The 23,147-nt window shown below is 62.2% G+C and carries 19 protein-coding genes and 1 pseudogene; 17 read left to right on the forward strand and 3 right to left on the reverse strand.

Annotated features, from left to right (window positions below):
* The first annotated feature begins 140 nt into the window (after positions 1 to 140).
* The 3 genes from truA (at position 141) to CENDO_RS02100 (ending at position 2,928) form a co-directional block, all read left to right on the forward strand.
* Entirely contained in the window at positions 141 to 1,004 is an 864-nt protein-coding gene (gene truA / locus CENDO_RS02090) for a tRNA pseudouridine(38-40) synthase TruA (RefSeq protein ID WP_136140558.1), read from the forward strand.
* A 116-nt stretch (positions 1,005 to 1,120) separates the two neighbouring features.
* Complete coding sequence (gene eccB, locus CENDO_RS02095) at positions 1,121 to 2,443, forward strand: type VII secretion protein EccB (protein ID WP_246014336.1); 1,323 nt, start codon at positions 1,121 to 1,123, stop codon at positions 2,441 to 2,443.
* Positions 2,444 to 2,499: 56 nt separating this feature from the next.
* Positions 2,500 to 2,928, forward strand: a complete 429-nt coding sequence (locus CENDO_RS02100; protein ID WP_136140560.1) for a TIGR02611 family protein — start codon at positions 2,500 to 2,502, stop codon at positions 2,926 to 2,928.
* 213 nt (positions 2,929 to 3,141) lie between these two features.
* Here the strand turns inward: CENDO_RS02100 and CENDO_RS11250 are convergent.
* Together CENDO_RS11250 and eccD are read right to left on the reverse strand one after the other, a co-directional pair.
* Positions 3,142 to 4,104 (reverse strand): annotated as a pseudogene (locus CENDO_RS11250) (S8 family serine peptidase); the annotation flags it as partial.
* Positions 4,104 to 5,513, reverse strand: coding sequence for a type VII secretion integral membrane protein EccD (gene eccD, locus CENDO_RS02110; RefSeq protein ID WP_168707156.1), 1,410 nt, complete (start codon positions 5,511 to 5,513; stop codon positions 4,104 to 4,106). The gene eccD and the pseudogene CENDO_RS11250, both read right to left, overlap by 1 nt.
* Before the next feature lie 208 nt (positions 5,514 to 5,721).
* Between eccD and eccCa the strand changes: the two genes are divergently transcribed.
* The 10 genes from eccCa to CENDO_RS02160 all read left to right on the forward strand — a co-directional run bounded on the left by eccCa (position 5,722) and on the right by CENDO_RS02160 (position 16,662).
* Positions 5,722 to 9,414, forward strand: a complete 3,693-nt coding sequence (gene eccCa / locus CENDO_RS02115) for a type VII secretion protein EccCa (protein ID WP_136140563.1) — start codon at positions 5,722 to 5,724, stop codon at positions 9,412 to 9,414.
* A 3-nt stretch (positions 9,415 to 9,417) separates the two neighbouring features.
* Positions 9,418 to 10,491, forward strand: a complete 1,074-nt coding sequence (locus CENDO_RS02120) for a type VII secretion-associated protein (protein WP_136140564.1) — start codon at positions 9,418 to 9,420, stop codon at positions 10,489 to 10,491.
* A gap of 135 nt (positions 10,492 to 10,626) precedes the next feature.
* Entirely contained in the window at positions 10,627 to 10,938 is a 312-nt protein-coding gene (locus CENDO_RS02125) for a WXG100 family type VII secretion target (RefSeq protein ID WP_136140565.1), read from the forward strand.
* A 52-nt stretch (positions 10,939 to 10,990) separates the two neighbouring features.
* On the forward strand, positions 10,991 to 11,278 hold the full coding sequence (locus CENDO_RS02130) for a WXG100 family type VII secretion target (RefSeq protein ID WP_136140566.1): 288 nt from the start codon (positions 10,991 to 10,993) through the stop codon (positions 11,276 to 11,278).
* A gap of 522 nt (positions 11,279 to 11,800) precedes the next feature.
* Positions 11,801 to 12,244: a 50S ribosomal protein L13 gene (gene rplM, locus CENDO_RS02135; protein WP_136140567.1), complete on the forward strand. Its 444-nt coding sequence runs from the start codon at positions 11,801 to 11,803 to the stop codon at positions 12,242 to 12,244.
* A complete protein-coding gene (gene rpsI, locus CENDO_RS02140) occupies positions 12,244 to 12,780 on the forward strand; it encodes a 30S ribosomal protein S9 (RefSeq protein ID WP_136140568.1) in 537 nt (178 codons plus the stop codon). The genes rplM and rpsI overlap by 1 nt, the downstream gene beginning before the upstream one ends.
* A gap of 253 nt (positions 12,781 to 13,033) precedes the next feature.
* Positions 13,034 to 14,377, forward strand: coding sequence for a phosphoglucosamine mutase (glmM, locus tag CENDO_RS02145; protein WP_136140569.1), 1,344 nt, complete (start codon positions 13,034 to 13,036; stop codon positions 14,375 to 14,377).
* Positions 14,378 to 14,537: 160 nt separating this feature from the next.
* Positions 14,538 to 14,855, forward strand: coding sequence for a hypothetical protein (locus CENDO_RS02150; RefSeq protein ID WP_136140570.1), 318 nt, complete (start codon positions 14,538 to 14,540; stop codon positions 14,853 to 14,855).
* Entirely contained in the window at positions 14,852 to 16,420 is a 1,569-nt protein-coding gene (locus CENDO_RS02155) for a hypothetical protein (protein WP_136140571.1), read from the forward strand. Before CENDO_RS02150 ends, CENDO_RS02155 begins: the two co-directional genes overlap by 4 nt.
* Positions 16,420 to 16,662: a hypothetical protein gene (locus CENDO_RS02160; RefSeq protein ID WP_136140572.1), complete on the forward strand. Its 243-nt coding sequence runs from the start codon at positions 16,420 to 16,422 to the stop codon at positions 16,660 to 16,662. Before CENDO_RS02155 ends, CENDO_RS02160 begins: the two co-directional genes overlap by 1 nt.
* Here CENDO_RS02160 and CENDO_RS02165 read toward each other — a convergent pair.
* Complete coding sequence (locus CENDO_RS02165; RefSeq protein WP_136140573.1) at positions 16,659 to 17,495, reverse strand: dienelactone hydrolase family protein; 837 nt, start codon at positions 17,493 to 17,495, stop codon at positions 16,659 to 16,661. The genes CENDO_RS02160 and CENDO_RS02165 overlap by 4 nt on opposite strands.
* A 127-nt stretch (positions 17,496 to 17,622) precedes the next feature.
* On the opposite strand from CENDO_RS02165, the gene glmS reads away from it, so the two are divergent.
* From glmS to CENDO_RS02185, 4 genes are all read left to right on the forward strand, one after another.
* Complete coding sequence (gene glmS / locus CENDO_RS02170) at positions 17,623 to 19,494, forward strand: glutamine--fructose-6-phosphate transaminase (isomerizing) (RefSeq protein WP_136140574.1); 1,872 nt, start codon at positions 17,623 to 17,625, stop codon at positions 19,492 to 19,494.
* A 133-nt stretch (positions 19,495 to 19,627) separates the two neighbouring features.
* The gene (gene alr / locus CENDO_RS02175; RefSeq protein ID WP_136140575.1) at positions 19,628 to 20,731 is read left to right on the forward strand and encodes an alanine racemase; all 1,104 of its coding nucleotides are present in this window, start codon (positions 19,628 to 19,630) and stop codon (positions 20,729 to 20,731) included.
* A complete protein-coding gene (tsaE, locus tag CENDO_RS02180) occupies positions 20,721 to 21,221 on the forward strand; it encodes a tRNA (adenosine(37)-N6)-threonylcarbamoyltransferase complex ATPase subunit type 1 TsaE (protein WP_136140576.1) in 501 nt (166 codons plus the stop codon). The genes alr and tsaE overlap by 11 nt, the downstream gene beginning before the upstream one ends.
* Before the next feature lie 292 nt (positions 21,222 to 21,513).
* Positions 21,514 to 23,109, forward strand: coding sequence for an aspartate:alanine exchanger family transporter (locus CENDO_RS02185; protein ID WP_281276161.1), 1,596 nt, complete (start codon positions 21,514 to 21,516; stop codon positions 23,107 to 23,109).
* Positions 23,110 to 23,147: the final 38 nt, after the last annotated feature.

The following is a 23,147-nucleotide window of genomic DNA, read 5'->3' on the forward strand; positions in this document are numbered from 1 at the left end:
CCTCGCGAAGGGCCATCCCCGAAAATCTTTAGGGGGGTGGCCCTTTGCCATGCTTGATGCTTGCTTAAATTCTTGTAATCGTGGCAGTGCTAAGGCCGCGGGGATTGGGAGCGGGTCGGCGTAGGCGGTAGCATCGTGGCATGCACGAACTGGTTCGCCTCCGTTTAGACGTTGCCTATGACGGCACTGATTTCCATGGATGGGCTAAGCAAAATCCCATTGATGGGGTCCCGGTTCGCACCGTTGAGGGCACGTTGACCGAAAAGTTGGCCATGATTGCCCGCTATCCAGTGGAGCTGACGGTGGCGGGCCGCACGGACGCGGGCGTGCACGCATCCGGCCAGGTCGCACACGTAGACGTGCCAAAGGCCATGTTCGCCGAGCGCTCCATCGCCGGTGACCCGTCGCGCCTAGTGCGGCGCCTTGCAAAGCTCCTCCCATCCGACGTCACCGTCACCGCCGCCTCCTTCGCCCCCGTTGGCTTCGATGCGCGTTTTTCCGCGCTGCGCAGGCATTACGTCTACCGCATCACCACCGCCCCGCAGGGGGCGTTGCCCGTCCGGGCGCGTGATACGGCGACTTGGACTCGCCCAGTTGACTTAGACGCCATGCAGGAGGCGGCTAGCGCGCTCGTTGGGTTGAATGATTTCGCGGCGTTTTGCAGGGCGAAACCCCACGCGACCACCATCCGCGACCTGCAGTCCTTTACCTGGCGTGACGCGTCAACCGATAAGGAACCGCAGCTGTACGAGGCGCACGTCACGGCCGATGCCTTTTGCTGGTCGATGGTGCGCTCCTTGGTGGGATGCTGCCTCGCCGTCGGGGAGGGCAAGCGTGATGTGGACTTTGCCGCCGCATTGCTGAAGGAGAGCCAGCGTAGCTCTAAGATTCCGGTGGCCGCGGCGGGCGGATTGTCCCTGGTGGGGGTGGATTACCCGGCCGATGATGAACTTGCCGCCCGCGCGGAGGCCACCCGCGGGCGCCGCGATGAGCTACAGGTTTAGTCCCAAAACCTAGACACCGGCCCGCGGTGCTGGGGTAGGATCCTTGGCATATGCCGCGCAGGGGGTGCGGCGCATTAGAAGCTAACAGGATTCGGGGGAACCTCATGGGCACGCCAATGCCAACTACTAAAGCGCAGGTATCGGGGCATAAGTTTCTTCGCCGCCGGGTAGAACATGGCCTGGTGATGGGGGATGTGAGGATGATCCATGATCCCCTGGCCATCCGCAGGCGCGCGCTGACCTTCGGGGCGATTGCCGTGGGGCTAATCAGCCTCGGCTCCGGCCTGCTGGCCTGGTTGCAGCCCAACCCGGCGCCGGGCGACGCGCCGATTGTCCGCAGCGCGCAAGGCCAGCTATTTGTGCGCGTCGAGGAGGCTTACCATCCGGTGGCTAACCTGGCCTCGGCCCGGATTATCGCCGGTGAGGCCGCGGAGCCGGCCTCGATTGGGAAAGAGTATCTGGACGGGGCACAGCTGGGCTCGCCGCTCGGCATTGGGGATGCGCCGGGCTTTTTGGCTATTGGTTCTCCCCACGCTGTGGGCGCATGGTCCGCGTGTTTCGCCGGTGACGCGGCGGTGGCGGAGGAAGAGGAATTCCCCACGGTCATTGGGGATTCCGGGGCGGTAGCAGCCGGGGAGACCGTGGTCACCGAGGGACTGGACGTAGCTACCCTGGGCGAAGACCAGGCTGCCCTGGTTGAGTCCGCGGGTACCCAGTGGATGGTTACCGCAGGGGGCCGTGCCGCACTGCCGGAAGCCGAGACTATCGAGGGCCGGGTGATGCGCAGAACGCTGGGAATCACGGGGGACACTCACGTGTGGGCCGTGCCTGAGGGCGTACTCAACGCCTATCCGGAGCTGCCGAGACTGGAGTTCCCTAGCGAATTGCCCGCGGTGCTAGATACCAATAAAGGCGCCCAAGGGCTGTGGGCGTCGGTGGGCAGCGGTGCGAATGAGCGCGTGTGGCCGCTGACTGAATCCCAGGCTACCATGCTGGTTGACATGGGCGCGGAGCTAAGGCGCCTAGACGCGGCCACGGTGTCCTCGATCCCCACCACCGAGCCTCGCGGAAACCTGCCGTCCCTAGTACCGCAGTGGGTTGGGCCTAACGATGGGTGGCTGTGCGCCACCCCACCAACCGAAGAACGCCTTTCCGGCGAGGTTGCAGGCCTGGCCCAGCCCGCGGGCGGCACGGTAGCCCTGTCCGGCGATGGAGTTGCGGATCACTTCCTGGGACTATCCACCGGCGGGGTGGGAGTGGATACGGGCAACGGCTACCAGGTGGTTTCTGCCACGGGGCAGCGTCATGCGGTAGCGGGGGTGGAAGTCCTAGAGGCGCTGGGAGTGGGGCGGGCGCACCGAGCCCCATGGGAGGTAATCCGGCTGCTTCCGGAGGGCACCGACCTTAACCGCGAGGAAGCGCTCAAGGTGACCTACTAACAATGCGCATGAGAAAAATGAATAGACAGGTGGATACCTAGGTAAGATATCAAGCTATGACTAGCATGCGCGACGCCGTACATGAGCGCGTGGAATCTTTCCGGGACTTCCACGCGGGTTCAAAGGAGGGCAAATACGGCTTCCTCGTGCGCCCGCTGACTCTGCTTCTAGGTTGGACGGTTTTCGCGGCGGGAATACTGATGATCCCCCTGCCCGGCCAGGGCTGGCTAGTGACCTTCTTGGGCGTGGGAATCTTGTCCCTTGAGGTTGGCTGGGCCCGCCGCTTACTCGATTGGGGAGTGGGGATCTATGACCGCTTCGTGGCCTGGTTCGAACGCCAGAGCGCCCAGGCCCGCATTGCCCTAGTCGCCACCCTCATCCTGGTTATTTGGTTGACCTTCGCGGCCGGCGCCTACGTTGCGTGGCGCCTGGGCGGGCTGGACTTTCTGACGGGTCCGCTGCTGCACTATGGGCTGACGCGCTAGACGGGGGCGTCGGACAAGTGCGGCCCCTACGAGCCCCAGGAGCGCGGCCGCGGCGAGGCCAACCCCGGCGTGCACGCTGGTCCGCACCGCCTGGGGCGTGGGGGTTGGGGCCGGGGTCACGGTCTTGGCGCGCGGCGGTATATCTCCCGCGGGCATGACGTGGGTGAGCGTGCTCAGCGGATCTACGGCGCCAAGGGATGGGTCTGCGGCTGCGGTGATTATATCCCGAAGCTCGCCAGCGTTGGAGTCCGGATAACGCTCCTTAAGCAAGGCCGCGGTGCCGCTGACCACTGGGGCGGCAAAGGAAGTGCCCTGGAAGCCTACTTCCTGGCCCGCGCGCTCGGCCGCCTTAATCCAGCCATGGCCTGAAGGATTGAGTACCAGTGGCACGGAGCCAGGCGCGCTAAGCGGAGGGATGGTGGCTTCCGGTGGGACGGGGATGGAATAGTCCGCGGTGGCGTGGCTGTGGTCTAGGGCCTCCACGGCGAGCACGGTGGGTGAGTGTGCGGGGAAGACCACGTGGCCGGCTTGGCACCCGGTGGATGTGTTGCCGGAGGCGGCGACTATGAGCGTTCCCTGGCTTTCGGCGCGCCTGAGCGCCTCATCCAATGGGCCTGGATCGAGGCGGAGCGCGGCTTCCGGCGGGAGGCAGGAGACGAGCGAGATATTGATGACGTCCGCGTCCTTATCTAGGGCGATGTTAATGGCATCGACCAGGGAGCGTAGGCTGCCCGTGCCAGCGGGGGCGTCTCCATCCTCACTGGTGCGGTAGTGGGAGGAGGATTGGCGGATACTAATCAACGTGGCGCCGGGGGCGATTCCGGTTGCCTGGGAGCCAATGATTCCGGCCACTGCGGTTCCATGGAGATCGCAGTCAAACAGTGGGTTGGGTTCATCGGGTGCCACAAGGTCCGCGCCCGCTTCGAGCCGCGGGAGCTCCGCGTGGCGGGCGATGCCGGTGTCGATGATGGCCACGCGGACCCCCGCACCTGTGGCGTGGGCATGCAGCCGTTCCCGGTATTCAGACTGGGCGGCGGTGGTATGCGGAACGGAAGAATTTGATACGGGCTCCGCGCACGGGGTGGATGGTTGTTGCGCATAGCTGCATGGCGCCCCGATAATCCCGGCTAACACGAGGAGCGTTGCGGCGACGCCCGTAGCGCTGCGCCTGCGCATTATCCCAGCCCCCTAATCAGCATGAACAACCCCAAAAGGTGTGCGGCCAGCGGTAGGGAGGCGGCGATGGTTAGGGATTCGGCGCGTTCGAACCACACGATTGTGGTGGGTTCAAGGTGCGGAATCCGTGGCGCCCACAGTGGGGCGGTGGCCCCGGCAACCAAAGCCAGGGCGGCGATGACAAACCAGATGATGTGACCGGTCGTGGTGGACCATTCGCCGCGGGACAGCCAGGCGGCTACGGCGGCGGATACTACCGCGGCGAGCCCTATGAGACTCAGCGCCCATGAGGCGAACCTGCTGGCGTGGCGGGCGGCGTGCAGGACCATGGCGCCGGCGTAGGCCAGGCTTAGCCCCTGGGCAAAGCCGGTTGTGGTGGCGCTTAAGCCAAAGGGGCCATCCCAGACGGCGGTTAGCCCACTGCCAGCCAGCGCCAGCACCGCCCATGCCGGAATGAGGGCTGCGGCCAGGCCGAATGCCAGGCCATCATAAAGGGCCTGCGCGCGCAGGGCCCGTAGGTCCACGCGAGTGGGTAGGGCATCGGAAATATCAAGGGATTGGCCCGCCGTGGGCAGGCGCGGAACACTTAGACCGGCCGCTCGGGTTGTAAGCCCCGGCGCGATGGCGACCAGAATGAGACCCGTAATGAGCGCGGCCGCCGCGGCAGAGACTAGCGGCGCCGGACCGTCTTCAGGCCCTGGCATAAACAACCCACCAACCGCGGCCACGGTGATGGTGATGGCCGTTAACGTCGCCGCCGCGGTGCGCGGCCCCACGAGCCCAGTGGCATGCGTAATCGCCAAGGCTAACCCGGCGCAGGCGCACGCTATGGCCCCGCCCAGAGCCGCCTCAACCACCGTGGGTGGCAGCAGAAACTCAAGCACATCGTGGATGAGCAGCCCGCCGGTGGATCCCGAGGAGGCTGACCAGTTGGAAATACCCGTCCAGCCGGCCGCGGCCGCCATAGCAATGATCCATCCCGCCACCGCCGGGGAGGGACGCACCCATAACGCCAGGGCGAACCCTAAGGCGGCGGCCACCGCGATAGCGGCCGCCACCGGAACATACGCGGACGCAAGCAGGGCTAAGGCAGATAGTGCCGCTAGGGACCACGCCCATGCCGCGCCGGGGGCGCCACCGGACCCAGCGGTCGCCGCCAGCGCCTCAGCGGAATCCTTAATCACCGGTGGAACAGGATCCTCGGCCGGGCTGAGGTAGATGAGCTCACCATGGCTAACCACCTCCTCAAGCGGAAGGCTACGCCCAAGCGGCGTGCCCGCCGCGGTGGTAATGGCCCACGGGCGCGTTAGTGGCGGAGCCCCAATAATCCTTAAGACCTCATCCATCACCTCATCCAGCGTGGAGCGGGAGGGTAGGGCCAGGTCGGCGTCGGTCGCGAAAGAGCCCACATGGCAACGAAAAGTGACATTAATGCGCTGAGATACAGCCACGGTAAACCCCCGAGTGTGTAATCAATTCCGGGCAACCCCTTGCCCTGACGGACTTCATTGTGGCTTACTAAAAGCACGCGTGTCTACCGCTTGGGGGAAATTCCTTGTGGCAGGGGGCCACACCCGGGGGAGAACAGCAAGGCGCGCAATTCGGAGGGACAAGACTATGACCAGTGTTGTTGTGGAACCCGTGGGGCCGGAGGGTCGCGAACCAACCCCAGACTTGCCCGTGGGGGAGATCCAGGCGGAGCCGGTGCCTGACGCATTACGGAAACAACCGGTGCCACTCGTGCGCCTGCTTATGCCGATAATCATGATAGCCGCGGTGGTGGGCATGGTGGCGCTGATGGTCATGGGAGGCGGTGACGGCCGCTCTGTTTCGCCCATGCTGCTCATGTTTCCGCTGATGATGCTGGCCAGCGTCTTTATGATGTTCAACCCGCAGGGCCAGGGCCAAGACCCGGATGAGACGCGGCGCACGTACCTGCGCCACCTCAAGGCGGTGCGGGAGGAGGCGTTAGAGAATGCCAGGGCCCAACGCGCCCATGAGTTTCATCGTCATCCCAACCCGGATGGGCTCATCGACTTGGTAGGTACCTCGCGCCTGTGGGAGCGTGACGCCGCGGACGCTGACGCGCTGGAGGTGCGTCTTGGTGTGGGTGAGACCGCCCTGTGCACGCCCATCGCCGTGCCGGACCCGGGAGCAACGGAGGATCTTGACCCCGTGTGCGCGGTGAGCCTGCGTCACTTAGTCAACGCCGTGGATTCGGTGCCGGAGGTTCCCGTAGCTCTGCAGCTTCGGGCATTCCGCTTCATTGGGTTTTCCGGAAAGAACGCGCAGTCACTCGCACGGGCGCTAGTAGCCCAGCTGGTGGTGGCGCATGGTCCGGAGACGGTGGGAATAGAAATCGAGGGCGCAGACAACGGCGAGGGATGGGAATGGCTCAAGTGGCTACCCCACGCACGCAATCCGCGCCGGGCCTCCTATTGCGTGTTGATTGTCAACAACGTTCCCACCAGCGGCGTCGAGGACTTCATTGAAGATCCCGAGCTGACAACCATCATCGATGTGGGAACCGTTGCGAATACGGAATTGGGCATGAGGGCGGAAATGGAGGGCATGACGTTTACCGTGGGCGATACCCTTAACGCGGTCACCGCCGACGGTGAAGAACCCCTAGCCCGGCCGGACGGGCTTACGTTGGGCGCGGCGCAGGCGCTGGCCCGCCGATTGGCCCGCTGCACCCGCCCGCGCGGGTCCACTGCAGCCTCCCGCAGCAAGGGGGACCTGCTATCCCTGCTGGGAGTGGAGGATATAGACCAGCTCAGTGGGGATAAACTATGGCCGGGACGCGCCGGGAGCCAGCGGCTTAGCGTGCCACTGGGAATCGACCCACAGGGCCAGCCCGTCATCCTAGATCTCAAGGAAGCCGCCCAGGGCGGCATGGGGCCGCACGGGCTTGCCGTGGGCGCTACGGGTTCGGGCAAGAGTGAGATCCTGCGCGAGATAGTGGTAGGCCTTGCCGCGACCCACAGCCCGGAAGAGCTCAACTTTGTCCTCGTCGACTTCAAGGGCGGCGCGACCTTCCTGGGCTGCGACGTGCTGCCGCACACCTCCGCTGTGATTACCAACCTGGAGGAGGAATCCACACTGGTGGCTCGCATGTTTGATGCAATCTCCGGCGAGCTGACCCGCCGCCAGGAAGTCCTGCGTAAGGCCGGGAATTTTGCAAACGTCACCGAATACAGCGCGGCCCGTGCCGTGCGTGATGACCTCGCACCGCTGCCGGCGCTGGTCATCGTGGTGGACGAGTTTTCGGAATTGCTAGCCCAGCATCCAGACTTTGCCGACCTTTTCGTAGCGGTAGGCCGCTTGGGGCGTTCCCTACATGTGCATTTGCTCCTGGCATCCCAGCGCCTGGAGGAAGGCCGCCTGCGCGGGCTGGATTCGCACCTGTCTTACCGGATTGGCTTAAAGACCTTTTCCGCAGGTGAGTCCCGTCAGGTCCTCGGTGTGACTGATGCTTATCATCTGCCCAGCCAGCCAGGCGCGGGCTATTTGAAAACGGACGCGGAAGATATCCGCCGGTTCCAGGCCGCGTACGTCTCCGGACCGTTGGAACGCCCGGCCACCAGCGCCACTGGTGCGGGTCGCGAGCTTGCCGTGCAGCCCTTTACGCAGTGGAAAGACGATGCCCCGGTTGCTGCGAGCGCAGACGTGGTTATTGACAAATCCACCACCTTGTTTGCGGCCGTGGTTGAGGCCGCCCGTGCGGAGGCTAAGACAAGGGACCAGCGGGCACACCAGATTTGGCTGCCTCCACTGCCGGATGCGGTGGAGCTGCCGGCCATCATCGCCGATTCCCATCTCACCCTGGGCAACGAAGCGAACGAGCCGGTCCGTTTGGCCGTCCCACTGGGACTAATTGATCGCCCGTTCCACCAGCGTCAAGACCCCCTGTTTGTCGACCTGGGGGCCAGCGGTGGACACGCGGTTATCTGTGGCGGTCCCCAATCCGGCAAGTCCACGGCGGTGCGCACTATGGTCGCGTCCATTGCCGCGCTGAATTCCCCAGACAAGGTCCGCTTTTACATCATCGATGCCGGTGGTGGGCAGCTCAGCGGGATGGGGATGCTGCCGCACGTGGCTGGCGTGGCCAACCGTACTGAACCGGATAAGGTCCGCCGCATTGTAGATGAGGTTATGAGCTTCGCGGAAACCCCACAAGAACGCCACACGTTCCTTGTCATCGACGGCTGGCACCACATTGGCACTGGTTCCTCCGAGTTCGAAGACCTGGCTGAGCCCATTACCAAGCTGGCCGCGGATGGCCCATCCGCCCGGGTTCACCTCATTATCACCACCCCGCGTTGGACCACCATGCGCCCATCAATTAGGGATTTAGTAACGCACCGCTTGGAGCTGCGCTTGGGTGAAGCCATGGATTCCCTGGTGGACCGTAAGGCCCAGGCCCAACTGCCGGCAAAACCTGGCCGTGGCCTAACTCCCGAGGCCCAGTTCATGCTCATTGCTAACAGCTCCAATCAGGACGTGGCTTACCTCGCCCAGTTTTATGCTGAGCATCAGCCTGTTCCCGCCCTGCGCACGTTGCCCGAACACATAAATCGCGATGAACTCGCTGCGCTATCCGCTGGTCTGGAACGGGCGGGGCTGGCCTGGGGTATCGGCGGGCGCAACCTAGAGCCGGTTACATGGGATAGCGCCGCCCATTCCCATTTCGTGTGCGTGGGTTCATCGGGTTCGGGAAAGTCGGAATTCCTGGCCACGGTTGGTGCCGCCATCTCAGATTTACCGCGTGCGGATGCGCGCATGGTGGTCATCGATCACCGCCGCTCGCACCTGGCCCGTTTCCCAGAGGAGATGGTGGCCGCCTATTCCGCCACCGCCGCCGGCACGGAAAAGGCCCTTCAGGATGCAGCCGCCACGCTTCGGGGGAGGCTGCCCGGACCGGAGGTGTCACCGGCTGAACTTAAGGCCCGATCATGGTGGGAAGGCCCGGAAATCTACATCCTTATTGACGATCTGGATCTGGTCAGCGATATGCATCTAGGTCCGCTGGTGGAGCTTATTCCGCACGCCCGGGACGTGGGCATGCACGTGGTGGCCACGCGCAAGTCTGGAGGCATCGCCCGCGCCATGTACGGCGGTTTCATGGCGGCCCTGCGCGACTCGCAGCCCGCTGCGCTGCTGCTAGATGCTGAAAAGGATGAGGGGACCATCTTTGGTATTCGCCCAACCCACCAGCCGCCGGGGCGCGGTACCTATGTAGTGCGAGGCGAAAGCCAGGGGCTCGCCCGTGTGGCGCGCTCCGCTAGCAATGAAGGCGCGGGGGAGTAAACCATGCAGGCTACCGTTACGGTCACCGTCATGGACGGGGCCACCGTATTCGAAGGCACTGAGACGGCTTTCCGCTATGACCTTACTGGTGCCGCCATCGCGGAGGGCTCCGCGCTCGAAGGGGTGGTTGAGCAAATCAAGGAGCTCGCTGCAGGGGCTTGGCCTGAATGCACGGTGGGGTTAGTCGCTGACCCGTCCGGCACGGACATCACGCGCAAGGCTTTGGTACTGCTCATGCGGCATCTTCGGCTTGAGGGGGCTACGGTTCTTAGCACCGGACAGCTCGAGGGGTACCAACCCCCGGGGCCCGACACGCACCCTCTCACCGACGAATTCCTGCCCATAGATGAACAATCCCCGCCGGAGGGGGATGCAATCGATGCCCGCCAGCAATTCAATAATGGGAACGAAGCCCCGCCCGCCGTACGCATCGTGGACAAGGAGACCAAGGACCGCCGCTTTGAACCATTCCATGCATTAATAGGCGTAGTGGTAGTAACCCTGATCGGCGTGTCCTTGTGGGCCGCGGGGGTATTCAGCCGTGGTGCTGACGATTCCGAACGTGTCAGCGCCCAAGATGAGGAAACGCCCCAGGCAGTGGCTGAGATGCCCGGACCACCGCCGAGTCCCACCCAGAGTCCTCAATCCCGTGCCACCTCAACGGAAGCGGACACCGGAGCCTGGGTGGAAGCCGGCGGGCTGCGTGCAAAACTGCCCCGTGGCTTTAAAGCCGGTGAGGAGGACGGGGTGGTCACCGCCACCGGCCAGGACCCCGACTTGAGGGTCCTACTGGCCGCAGACCCGCTCTATTCCGTCCCCGCCGAAGCGCTTTTTGCCGAATTACGCGATGAAATCGCCATGGATCCAACGCTCGAATTGCCCGAAAACGGCGGCGCCGATGAAGACGGCCAACTGACCTACGTGGAAAAACCCGGAGATGAATCCCAGGTCACATGGACCACGTGGGTCCATGAAGGCCACCAAATGTCCGTGGGCTGCCATTCCCGCCAAACCCCGACTCGGGCCCACAGGGCGGCTTGCCGCATGGCGGTCGAGAGTATGGAGAAAGTCATTTAGAACTTTTTTTAAAATCCCCGGGAACCGTTTGGCCGCAACTCCAGTCCAATATAAGTGAGAAGAAAAGGCGGTATCGCCCAGTACTTCCTACCCACACCATTTTTAAAAATCTAAATCAGGAGGGGGAGACAATTTATGTCTCAGTTTAGAACCGAAGCTGACGTAATGGTCGGCACTGCCGGCAAGGTGGATGCAGTCAATGATGAGGTACAGGCGGAACTAACCCGGCTAGGCGGCGTAGTAGACGGCCTGCGCGCCGACTGGGAAGGCCGCGCACAGGTTTCCTTCGATGACCTGATGCAGCGTTACAACACCTCCGCCACGCAACTCCGCGAGGCGCTCGCCGCAATCAGTGAAAACATTCGCTCCAACGCCAAGGGCTTCGAGGGCGTTGAAGTAGACAACGAGGAAGCCTTTAAGCGCACCGGCGGCGGCCTGTCGCTGTAAACCACTCGCGTTAAATCCGCGTGATTTAAACCAATACAAAAGGGGAAGAACAATGAGCAGAATCAAATACAACTTTGCCGCCATTGAGGGCGCGGCAGGAGATATCAAATCCACCTCCGGTCGCATTAACGGCCTGCTGCAAGATCTCAAGGGTGATATTCAACCTATGACGGCCACGTGGGAAGGTGACAGCGCCACCGCATACATCGCCGCGCAGCAGAAGTGGGATAACGCGGCTGCGGAACTCAACACCGTTCTTGCAACCATCTCCACCACGCTCAGTGACAGCAATAGCGCAATGAGCCGCATCAATACCCAGGCCATGAACAGCTGGGGCTAGCCGCGCCCAGCACCAGCGTTGGCTAATAAGCGCGAATCACTAAGACGGGAACATTGTTGGCCTTAAGGCTGACTCCACACACACCTTAAAACTTGCCGCTTTCTTTTAAGTCTCATTCGGGGGAATGAGGGGGAACTCGGGGGAGGTATGCGCCGCCATGGCGCCTACCTTGGAGTAAAAGGAAGCGGCGCTATACGGGCTCAAGGAACGCGAATGGGTTCGGGGGATAAGACACCCAGGTTCCTTGGGCCGATCGGGGGAGCGGGAGCGCCACCGTAGCGGGCACGGGATTTATCTGCGTGACCACTACGGCAGGCGCTCCACCGCGTTTTGATTGCGCAGGCCAGGGCGTGTAGAGTAGGCAATCTGTGTGTTCACTCCGCCTAAGCGCTCCTGCCTAGCATTCGGCAGGACCTTGTGCGAGAGGCACCGTATGCAGGTCTCCACCGGCCGCTGTACTACGGGTGTTAAGGCGCATGGCGTTGGCTGGCAGTTCCTAAGACAGACTTTCAAGGAGTCATTTTGTCTACTTTCCACCCAAAGAGCGGTGACGTCACCCGTAACTGGTACGTCATCGACGCAACTGACGTGGTACTGGGCAAGCTTGCTTCCACCGTCGCAGACCTGCTGCGCGGTAAGCACAAGCCACAGTTCGCACCAAACGTTGACTGCGGTGACCACGTCATCGTTATCAACGCTGATAAGATTCACGTTTCTTCCAACAAGCGCGAGCGTGAGATGCGCTACCGCCACTCCGGTTACCCGGGCGGCCTGAAGTCCATGACCCTTGGTCAGTCCCTGGACACCAACCCAGTTCGCGTAATCGAAGAAGCAGTTACCGGCATGATGCCGCACAACAAGCTGTCCCGTTCTTCCGCTAAGAAGCTGCACGTCTTCGTTGGCGAGGAGCACCCATACGCCGGCCAGAAGCCGGAGACCTTCGAGTTTAAGCAGGTGGCACAGTAATGGCTGAAAACAACATCGATAACAACGTTGCTGACGCTGCTGACATCGCCGCAGCTACCGCTGCTACTGAAGAATTCACCAACACCATCGGTGATTCCGTAGCACCGGCTTCCGAGGAGTCCGAGGCAGCTGCGCCAGCAGCTACCCATGAGGGACCAATCCAGACCGTTGGTCGCCGTAAGCGCGCAATCGCTCGCGTACGCATGGTTCCAGGTTCCGGCGAGATCACCGTTAATGGTCGTTCCCTGGACACCTACTTCCCTAACAAGCTGCACCAGCAGGACATCTTGCTGCCACTGACCCTTCTCGAGCGTGAAGGCCAGTTTGACATCAAGGTTTCCGTTTCCGGTGGCGGCCCAACCGGTCAGTCCGGCGCGCTGCGTCTGGCTATCGCCCGCGCACTGAACATCTACAACCCAGCTGACCGCGCAGCCCTGAAGAAGGCTGGCCTGCTGACTCGTGATGCTCGTGCAGTTGAGCGTAAGAAGGCCGGTCTCCACAAGGCACGTCGTGCCCCTCAGTACTCCAAGCGTTAATCTTCGCTCACGTACTTTTGTTCGCCGCTTTTCCCTTCGGGGAGAGGCGGCGTTCGCCATTTGCGGTTGACTTCATGTGGCCGCATAAGCTGGCCGGGTAACCCACCGCTACGGGGCGCACAGAGGCGAGCACAGAGGCGAGCATAATCATCGGTGAGAGGAAGCGATGAGACTTCCGCCGCTAGATCACATTTCGGCTTGTCGTTGACCGTTGGAATCCAAGATTTTTGGCGAAACATGCATAATTGGATCCATGACTCGACTATTTGGAACTGATGGCGTTCGCGGGCTTGCGAACAAAAAGCTGACTCCGGCCCTGGCCTTGAAGCTCGGCCAGGCCGCTGCGGAGGTACTCACTGCTAATCGTGAGTCCTATGAGTTGCGCCCAACCGCTGTCATCGGCCGCGATCCCCGCGTCTCCGGAGAAATGCTGGACGCCGCCATTGCCTCGGGCCTGGCATCCCGTGGCGTTGACGTGGTGCGCGTCGGTGTGCTGCCAACCCCGGCCATCGCCTTTCTGACCGATGATTACGGCGCCGATCTGGGCGTCATGATTTCCGCCTCCCACAATCCGATGCCGGACAATGGCATCAAGTTCTTCTCCGCCGGCGGAAAGAAGCTTCCGGATGCCCTTGAGGATCAGATTCAGGAGGCCATGGAAAACCTGAAGGAGGATGGCCCGACCGGCACCAAGATCGGCCGTATCATTTCCGAGGCTTCTACCGGCCGTTCCCGTTACCTTCAGCACCTTGCCGAAGCGGTTACCACTGACTTGTCGGGCATTAAGGTGGTGGTGGATACCGCGAACGGTGCGGCTTCCAAGGTCGCGCCGATGGCGTACGAGGCCGCCGGGGCTGAGGTCGTTGCGATTCATAACAAGCCAAACGCCTTTAATATTAATGAGAACTGTGGTTCCACCCATATCGATCAGATCCAAGCGGCGGTGGTGGAACACGGGGCTGACCTGGGACTCGCGCATGACGGCGACGCGGACCGCTGCCTGGCCGTCGACGCTGAGGGCAATGTGGTAGATGGCGATCAGATTATGGCTTTGTTAGCCGTGGCAATGAAGCAGGAGTCCGATCTCCGCCACAACACCCTGGTGGCCACGGTCATGTCCAACCTGGGCTTGAAGCTGGCCATGAAAGAGCATGGCATTACGGTTCTCGAGGCTAATGTGGGGGATCGTTATGTGCTCGAAGAGCTGGCTAAGGGGGATTACTCACTGGGCGGCGAACAGTCCGGCCATATTGTCCTGCCCGATGATTGCACCACTGGTGACGGCACGCTGTCCGGCCTGAACATCATGGCGCGCATGGCTAAGACCGGTAAAACGTTGAAAGAACTGGCGTCCGTGATGACCGTCCTGCCGCAGACGTTGATCAACGTACCAGTGGTGGATAAGTCCTCCATCATGTCGAACCCCGAGGTCAAGGCCGCCATAGCCGAGGCGGAGGCCGAGCTTGCTGATACCGGACGCGTGCTGCTTCGCCCTTCCGGAACGGAGGAGCTCTTCCGCGTCATGGTCGAGGCCGCCGATGGGGAGCAGGCCCGCAGGGTAGCGGGTCGCCTAGCCGCCGTTGTGGCTAGCGCCTAACCTGCGTTCACGGTTGTAAAGAAGTTGCCGCGGTTTGATGCCGGGCAACTTTTTTATTTTGCTGGGAACCGTTTGGCCGCAACTCGAGTCCAATAATGGTGACGGACTTTAGACCTTAAGAGCCTAAAGTCAGTGACCAAGAGTAAAAGGGGGGACTCCAATGGCCGAAATGCAAGTTGATTACGCGCGGGCAACGGCTAGTGCGGGGAGGCTGCGGGAACATGTGGCGCGCTTTGCGCAGGAACACGCCGCACAGGCTCCGGACTTTAATCCAGCAGCCGCGGGGCGGGGATTTGTGGGACACGGTCAGCGCCTGGCCCACTTGATGGCTCAGTTGCATGAGCGTTCCGGGCAGCGTGGCGCCGTAATGGATTCCACGGCGCTAGCCGCCCAGCGCGAGTTAGACGCAATTGAGAGCATGGATACGCAAAACTCGGATGCACTTTCGCGCCACCGTCCCGGGGATGGTGCCCGATGAAGACAGCTGCAGCAAGCCTGCTGAATGATTTCAGCTCCGCAGTCGGCGATTTTCAACTGGCCGCGATGGGGGCGTATCGGGGCCCGTCCATGCCGATTACCATGCTCCGTGAGGCTATCGGCACCGTCGATGGCCTCAATACCGCCGCGCTGGTCGATGCCACTCAGGCGGCGGTGACCAGTCGCGGGGGTTCCTCTATTGATTACAGTGTCCAGGGCTCGGCGGGGTCATTCCTGCGCGATTTGATTATCGATACTCTTGGCGGCGTCGCGGGAGGCACCATTGCCTCCTTGGTCAGCAAGCAGCTGGACTCTTTTTCGCAGGAGCGGTCCGACGCCGACTCCATCGCCAAGGGCGTCGAAGGTTGCGCACGCGCGATTGATAGCATCGTGGATACTTCCGACTCTTTCATGTCAGAGGTCATTGGCGCGGTCACGCCGGTGATCCAGATCCTCACGGCAGTAATTAAGCGCACCCCGGCGGGGCGCTTGGCCGCCCTTATCATTCCCATTGCCGCTGGACTCATCGATAACACCATGGGCGTGCTCAGCAGGCAGTGCCGCGACCGCGATACCCACATCGACGAATGCTACGCGGAGATGGAGCGCCGCTGCGATGAGATGCTGAGCAATAATCCGCCGTGTGAGTGCCCAGACAATGCCCCCGCACCGGAGCGGCCAACGCCCGAGGGCGAGCCGAATCCACAGCCTGACGCGGAGCCGGGGGCTAACACCAAGACGGATCCTTTCGAATGCACCCTGCCGCCGGCCGAGCCGGCCGGAAATCCGGACAAACCCGCCCGGGAGCAGGCGCCGGCGCCCGTTCCTTCGCCTGGCGTGTGTCCGGAGCCGAATCCGGCGACCCTACCGGTGGCGGACGCGCCGGAGTGTGCACGGCGCGTTACCCAGGCCGTGGTTGACTTCCAGGAGTGCGCCCAGCGCACCCATGCTTCCCTAAACAAATCCATTGAGGCTAACGTCAATGGTTCCATCACCGGTGCCATTAACGGCGCGGTCAACGGAGCGATAAACAACGCAATCGCCGGGGCGCATGACGTGGTTGCGGATGCTCAAAAGGCCATTAATTCCGCGGCGTCTTCCTGCCTGGGCACCTTGGGCGCCGTGGGCGCGGGTGTGGCGGCGGTTGGCTTGGGCGTTGCGGCTTACGCAGTGGCTGGTTGCGTAGGCCTTACCGAGCCGGATTGCGCACCGGAGCCCGAACCGGCGCCGGAGCCTGCGCCTAGACCCGAGCCCAAGCCTGAACCAGAACCCGCCCCTCCTGCGGAACCGGAAGCGGTTCCGGTAAAAGACTGCGTGGAAACCGATGACTCCGTTATCGAACCGCCCCCGGAGCTAAGCCAAGTCGAGGAGCCAGCCCCGCCGCCGAAGAAGCAGATCCCCGCGCCGGGGCCACAGCTCGAGCCAGAGCCTGCTCCACAACCCGCTCCGCCGCCGGCCTCCCCCAGCACAGAGTTGACTAGCTCGACGCAGGCGCAGAGTTCAGTCACTACGCAAAGTTCAGTTCAGCAATCATGGGAACGCGCACGAAAGGCAGGGCAGTGGTAATGGATTTTGACGAGTTTGCACGCGGATTCCGCGAGCGCACGGCGGCCCGCCTGGTGGAGTTCGAAAAGACCCTCGGCAAGGCCCAGGACGAAGTGGAAAAGGCCGCCCAACAGGCGGCTAAAGAGGCGTCGGGAGGTGGGGCCATGGGGGCTTCGGGCAAAGCACGCGAAGCCGAGGATCGCCAAACCCCGCCGCGCAGGCGCACGACGGGGCAAGTGAAATCTGTGCTGCGGAGGGGCTAGTCCTCGTCGCGGCGGACGCCAGCCTTATCAGACAGCTTCTCGCCAGTAAGCGAATCGAAGCCCTTGCCGGTGGCATCCGGCTCAGAGAAACCGGAATACTTCTTTTCGCCGGCGAGTTGGTGCAGAAGGAAGCCGGTGACCAGGCCACGGGCGGTCTCGGTCGCGCGGCCCTGGAACATCTCGCCGCCGAAGGCCAGCTTAAAGAGCTTGTCCTCGGAGAATCCGCCCTGGGAACCGCGTTCAATTTCGCGATACGCCACATCGCCCTTCCAGTTGTAAGCCAAGCGAGCCGGGTTGCCGGCGCTGAAAATCTCTCCGGTTTCGGAGCCAATGACCAGGCCAGGCTTGTCCAGCTGGCGGGCCGCGGAGGTGGCCTTAGGGCTGGTAACGGCAGGATAAATAGCCGCAACGGCGGAGACCTTGTCATTATTAACGGAGGCCAGCACCGCGGTGCCGCCACCCATGCCGTGGCCAATCATCCCCAGCTTGCCGGGCGAAACCGAGATATTACCGTTGCCCAGCTTCACGGTCGAGGCAATTTGCAGGGCGGTCTCCATATCGGCCGCCAGATTGCGGTGGTTGGGGCTAAGTCCCGTTTCCGTATTGGGGGCCACGACTACGATGCCCCAGGACGCCAGGTGGCGCAGGGTCGCGTGGTAATGCTTAATGTCCTTGGCCCAGTCATGGCCAAAGGCCACGGCGGGAAGCGATTTTCCTTCCGCTGGGGTGTAGACGCGGCCGTTGAGACCGGCGTAGGACAGGTCACCAACGAGTACGCGGTGGGGGCCACGCTTGGACAGGGTTGCTAGATGCTTCTTCAAATTCGCAGACACGCCTTCAAGGATAGAGCAAAAGTGATGTCTTGCGCCCGTTGCTCCACGGATTATGGGGTGAAAAATGCCTAACGGCACCTCGACGGGGCAACTAGTTATAACAACAAATGCTGTAGGATCAGGGGCTATGTGTGGAATTGTTGGTTATGTAGCCCATGCTTCGGCTGACCGTAAATATTATGCCCTTGATGTTGTCATTGAGGGCCTTCGTCGCTTGGAGTACCGCGGTTATGATTCCGCCGGTGTTGCAATGTACGCCGATGGTGAGATTGGTTGGCGTAAGAAGGCCGGCAAGGTTGCCGCTCTAGAGGGGGAAATAGCCCAACGCCCGCTGAAGGATTCGGTCCTGGGCATCGGGCATACCCGTTGGGCAACCCACGGCGGACCAACTGACTCCAACGCGCACCCGCATGTGGTTGCGGGTGGGAAGCTGGCCGTGGTCCATAACGGCATCATTGAGAACTTCACCGAATTGCGCAAGGCTATGCAGGACAAGGGCTATACCTTTGTTTCTGAAACTGACACCGAGGTCGCGGCCACCGTCCTGGCCGATGTATTCGACAATGAGGCTGAAGGCGACCTGACTCGCGCCATGCAGTTGGCCTGCCAGAAGTTTGAGGGGGCATTTACCCTTCTAGCGATCCACGCGGACCAGGCTGACCGAATCGTGGCTGCCCGCCGCGATTCGCCGCTTGTCATTGGCCTTGGCGAGGGGGAGAACTTCCTGGGCTCTGACGTCTCCGGTTTCATTGATTACACCAAGGAGGCTATGGAGATTGCCAACGACCAGGTGGTGACCATTACCGCTGATGAGGTCTCCATCACCGACTATCAGGGCAATCCCGCCCAGGGCAAGGCCTTCCATATCGAGTGGGATGCGGCGTCTGCGAAAAAGGACGGCTTTGAGTCCTTCATGGACAAGGAGATCCACGATCAGCCCGCCGCGGTGCGCGATACGCTGCTGGGGCGTTTCGATGAGTCCGGAAAGCTGACCTTAGACGAGGTCAACATTGATGAGTCCGTTCTTCGTGCCGTGGACAAGATCATTGTCATCGCGTGCGGCACCGCGGCATATGCGGGCCAGGTTGCGCGCTACGCGATTGAGCATTGGTGCCGCATCCCGACCGAGGTCGAGTTGGCGCACGAGTTCCGCTACCGCGACCCAATTGTCAATGAGAAGACCCTGGTCGTGGCGCTATCCCAGTCCGGAGAGACTATGGACACGTTGATGGCCGTGCGCCACGCGCGCGAGCAGGGCGCCAAGGTAGTGGCTATCTGCAACACTCAGGGTTCTTCCATTCCTCGCGAGGCGGATGCGAACCTTTACACGCACGCGGGCCCGGAGATTTCCGTGGCATCCACCAAAGCGTTCCTGGCGCAAATTACCGCGTCCTACCTTCTGGGCCTGTACTTGGCGCAGCTGCGCGGCAACATGTATGCCGATGAAATCCATCTCATCATCGATGAGCTGGGGGCCATGCCGGACAAGATCCAGCAGGTCATCGATGGCGAAGAACAAGTTAAGAAGCTGGGGCAGGAGATGAAGGACTCAAAGTCCGTCCTGTTCCTGGGGCGCCACGTTGGCTACCCGGTAGCCATGGAGGGTGCGCTCAAGCTCAAGGAAATTGCGTACCTGCATGCTGAGGGCTTTGCCGCGGGAGAGCTCAAGCATGGCCCTATCGCGTTGGTTGAGGACGGTCAGCCGGTATTCGTGATTGTTCCTTCGCCCCGCGGTCGGGATGTCCTGCATTCCAAGGTTGTCTCCAACATCCAGGAGATCCGAGCACGTGGTGCAATTACCATCGTGATTGCCGAAGAGGGCGATGAAGCCGTGGAGCAGTTCGCAAACCACGTCATCCGCGTCCCGCAGGCGCCGACCCTCCTCCAGCCTCTGGTGGCTACCGTGCCGCTGCAGATCTTTGCCTGCGCGGTAGCCACCGCCAAGGGATACGACGTGGACCAGCCGCGTAACCTGGCCAAGTCCGTCACCGTGGAATAGAATACCCGGCCCCGGGCCGGAGTCTGGTCCCTAGCCTTCCGCTCCGCTCGGGCGGGGCCGTCCTGGTCCGCCTAGTGGCGGGAGGGCTAGGGGCTTTCCTTATTTGCCGCAGATGGGTGGCACAATGGTGACCATGCCTTTGCTTCGTACCCGTATTGACCTCGACGCCATCGCACATAACGTCCGCCTGCTTAAAGAAGTGGCGGGCCAGGCGCGCCTGATGTGCGTGGTCAAAGCCGATGCCTATGGCCATGGCGTGGACCGCGTGGCCCCGGTGATGGTGAAAGCCGGAGCCGATCTGCTCGGCGTCGCCACACTGAGCGAGGCGGTCTATCTCCGCGCGCTTGGTGTGGATGTTCCCATCGTCGCGTGGATGTGGTCTCCGGACCAGGACCTAACGGACGCTCTGGCCAGCGGGGTAGAGATTGGTGTTCCTTCCCCGGCCCATGCGCGCGCGTTGGTGGAGGCCGGGGTTCCGGCTAAGGCGTGCATTAAAGTCGAGACGGGAATGCACCGTTCCGGCGTGGATGAGGACGCGTGGGAGGAAACTTTCACGCTGCTGCGCGATGCGGGCCACATTGAGGTCACGGGACTTATGAGCCACCTGGCTTGCGCCGATACGCCCTCGGACCGGTTCAATGACACCCAGGCAGACAACTTCCGGCGCGCCATTGAGCTGGCGCGCGAGCTGGGGCTCGAATGCCCCGTAAATCACCTGGCCGCCTCGCCCGCTACGCTGGAGCGCCCGGACCTGCACTTTGACCAGGTGCGCCCCGGCGTGGCGTGCTACGGCCTAGAACCGGTCGAGGGCCTTGAGCACGGCTTGAAGCCCGCAATGACGTGGGCCGCAACCGTCATCAATATCAAGCGCGTGGAACCCGGCGATGCCACCTGCTACTCCCTGACGTGGACCGCGGACAAACCAGGCTACCTGGCCACCATCCCATGCGGATACGCCGATGGCTTGCCGCGCTCCTTCCAGGGGGCGCTGCAGGTCGGCGTCGGGGGAAAGCTATACCCGCAGGTAGGGCGCGTATGCATGGATCAAATCATGATCGATCTCGGGGAGAATCCATTCGGCGTGGCCGCAGGGGATGAGGCGATCCTCTTCGGTGAGGGCGGCATGAGCGCCACCCAGCTCGCCGACGCCGCCGGCACCATTAACTACGAAATCGTTTCCCGTCCGACCGGTCGCACCGTGCGCACCTACGAGGGAGGAGTAGACCTTGAAGGATAGTTTCCCGGAGGAAGGAACCCGCGAGTTGGCGACCGCGGCGGATACCCGGGCTTTCGGCGCGGAGTTGGGCTCGGCGCTCGAGGCCGGAGACGTGGTAATCCTTGACGGCCCGCTGGGGGCTGGGAAAACCACGTTCACCCAGGGGCTGGCCGAGGGGATGCGGGTCAAGGGGCGCGTGACCTCGCCGACGTTCGTCATCGCCCGAGAGCATCGATCCACAGTGGGCGGACCCAGCCTAGTGCACGTGGATGCTTACCGCCTGTTGGACGATTTTGGCGCCGGCTCCGGCGATCCGCTGGGCGAGCTGGACGCTCTGGATCTCGATACCGAGCTGGAGGACGCGGTGGTCGTGGCCGAATGGGGCGGCGGGTTGGTCGAGCAGCTAACGGAGTCCTACCTTCTCATCCAGATCGACCGCGAAAGCGCCAACCTGGACGACCCGGAGGGGGAGGCGCGCATCTTCACCTGGCGCTGGGTGGAGCAGCAGTAGGCGAAGGCCGTGGTGCGCCGGCGACTCGATTATGGTGCGCCGGCGATTATGTTTTCGCAACAATCTCGTTCGATCTGCGGTGAAAACGGCATTCGGATGGCCGGATCGAACGTGATTGTTGCGTTACGCGGAAACTCTTCACCGCACTCCCCCCTAACACCTAAAGGGCAGCACACAAAGCTAACAATCGGGCGCAAACCGGCATAGGGCTGCCCCCGAATGTGCCCGTTTTTATGCAACTTTAGTTTGGCCTCGCCCGGGAACCGGGAGTAGACCGGAACTCGTGAATGCAATAACCCCGGCCCTAGACCTATTGGCAAGCGATCAGCTTCTGGCGCTGTTTTTCATCATGGCGGTGGGATTGGCCTTGGGGAAAGTGAGATTCCTCGGCGTGTCACTGGGGGCCGCGGCCGCGATGTTCGTGGCCTTGGGGTTGTCCACGGCCAACCCGGAGATTCAAATCCCGGCGCTCGTGTATCAGTTTGGACTGGCACTGTTTGTCTATGCAATCGGGTTGAGCTTCGGCCGCACGTTCTTCCGTGAGTTTCGTACGCGTGGATGGAAGCTCACCGTCCTCATGCTTTTCATGCTCATCTTGCTGGTAGGGGTGGGTGCGGTTCTTATCAAGGCGTTTGATCTGGATCCCGCCATCGGTACCGGCATGTTTGCTGGTTCGCTTTCATCTACTCCCGGCATGGCCGCGGTGGTAGAGATTCTGGGCACTTCCGATCCTGTTGTGGGCTATTCGCTGGCGTATCCGGGCGGCGTGTTGGGCGCCATCATCGTCGGCGCGGTGGGTGCGGCCGTACTCAAAATCAATCACCACAAGGACGCGGAAGAGGAGGGGCTGATTCCGGCACCCCTGGTGTGGAAGGTCGTGCGGATGACCAAGGACCACCCGGCCACGGCGTCCACAATCGCTCAGTACACCGGGCAAAAGATCATGGCTACGCGCGTGGTAACTAACCACCACCATCACGAACTAGCCCCGCCGAACCTGCCGCTGAACAGGGGCGTGGAGCTGCTGGTCAACGGCACCGAGGAATCCCTCGACGCTGCCATCGACAGGCTGGGTGAGGAAGTGGACATGGAGCTCGCCGACGCCGACGGGCTGATGTATACCCGCGTCACCGTCTCCGCGCCGGATGTGGCCGGGCACGCGGTGCGTGAGTTGGACACCCTAGAGCACGGATTCTTGATCGCCCGCGTGCGCAGTGGCGATGCGGATGCGGTTCCCAATCGCGACACGGTCCTGAATTATTCAGACCGCGTCCGCGTGGTGACCTCCCCGGAAAACATGCCGAGGGTGAAGAAGTTCCTGGGGGACTCGGAAAAGGCGCTTGGCGATGCGGATTTATTGTCCATGTCGCTGGGGCTGACGCTGGGCATCCTGCTGGGGCTTATCCCTATCCCGCTGCCGGGTGGGCAAAGCCTGAGCTTGGGCTTCGGCGGAGGCCCCATCGTCGTAGGCCTAATCCTGGGATACCTCAACCGCACGGGCCCTATCCACTGGCAGTTGCCGTTCCATACCCGCCAGGCCATATCGAACCTGGGGCTGACGCTCTTCCTGGCGGGCGTGGGTACCTCGGCCGGCGGTTCCTTCCGCGAGGCGCTCACGGATCCGGCCTCCTTTAAATACATGGCCGCGGGGTTTGCCGTCACGCTGTTTTCGGCGGTAGGCATTACCTGCCTGGGGATGATGGTCCTCAAGCTGAAGTGGGATGAGTCCATAGGTGTAGCCGCGGGTATGACCACGAACCCGGCTGTGATTTCCTATCTCAACACCCAGACCGGGACGGAGCTTGCCAACAGGGGATACGCAACGGTGTATCCCACGACCATCATCGGCAAGATTGTGGCGTGCCAGGTGCTGCTGCTTTTCCTCTAGGGCCTTAAGGTGGGGCTTTCGGGATAAAGGTAGTAGCA

This window comes from Corynebacterium endometrii, assembly GCF_004795735.1.
GTDB classification, from domain to species: Bacteria; Actinomycetota; Actinomycetes; order Mycobacteriales; family Mycobacteriaceae; genus Corynebacterium; species Corynebacterium endometrii.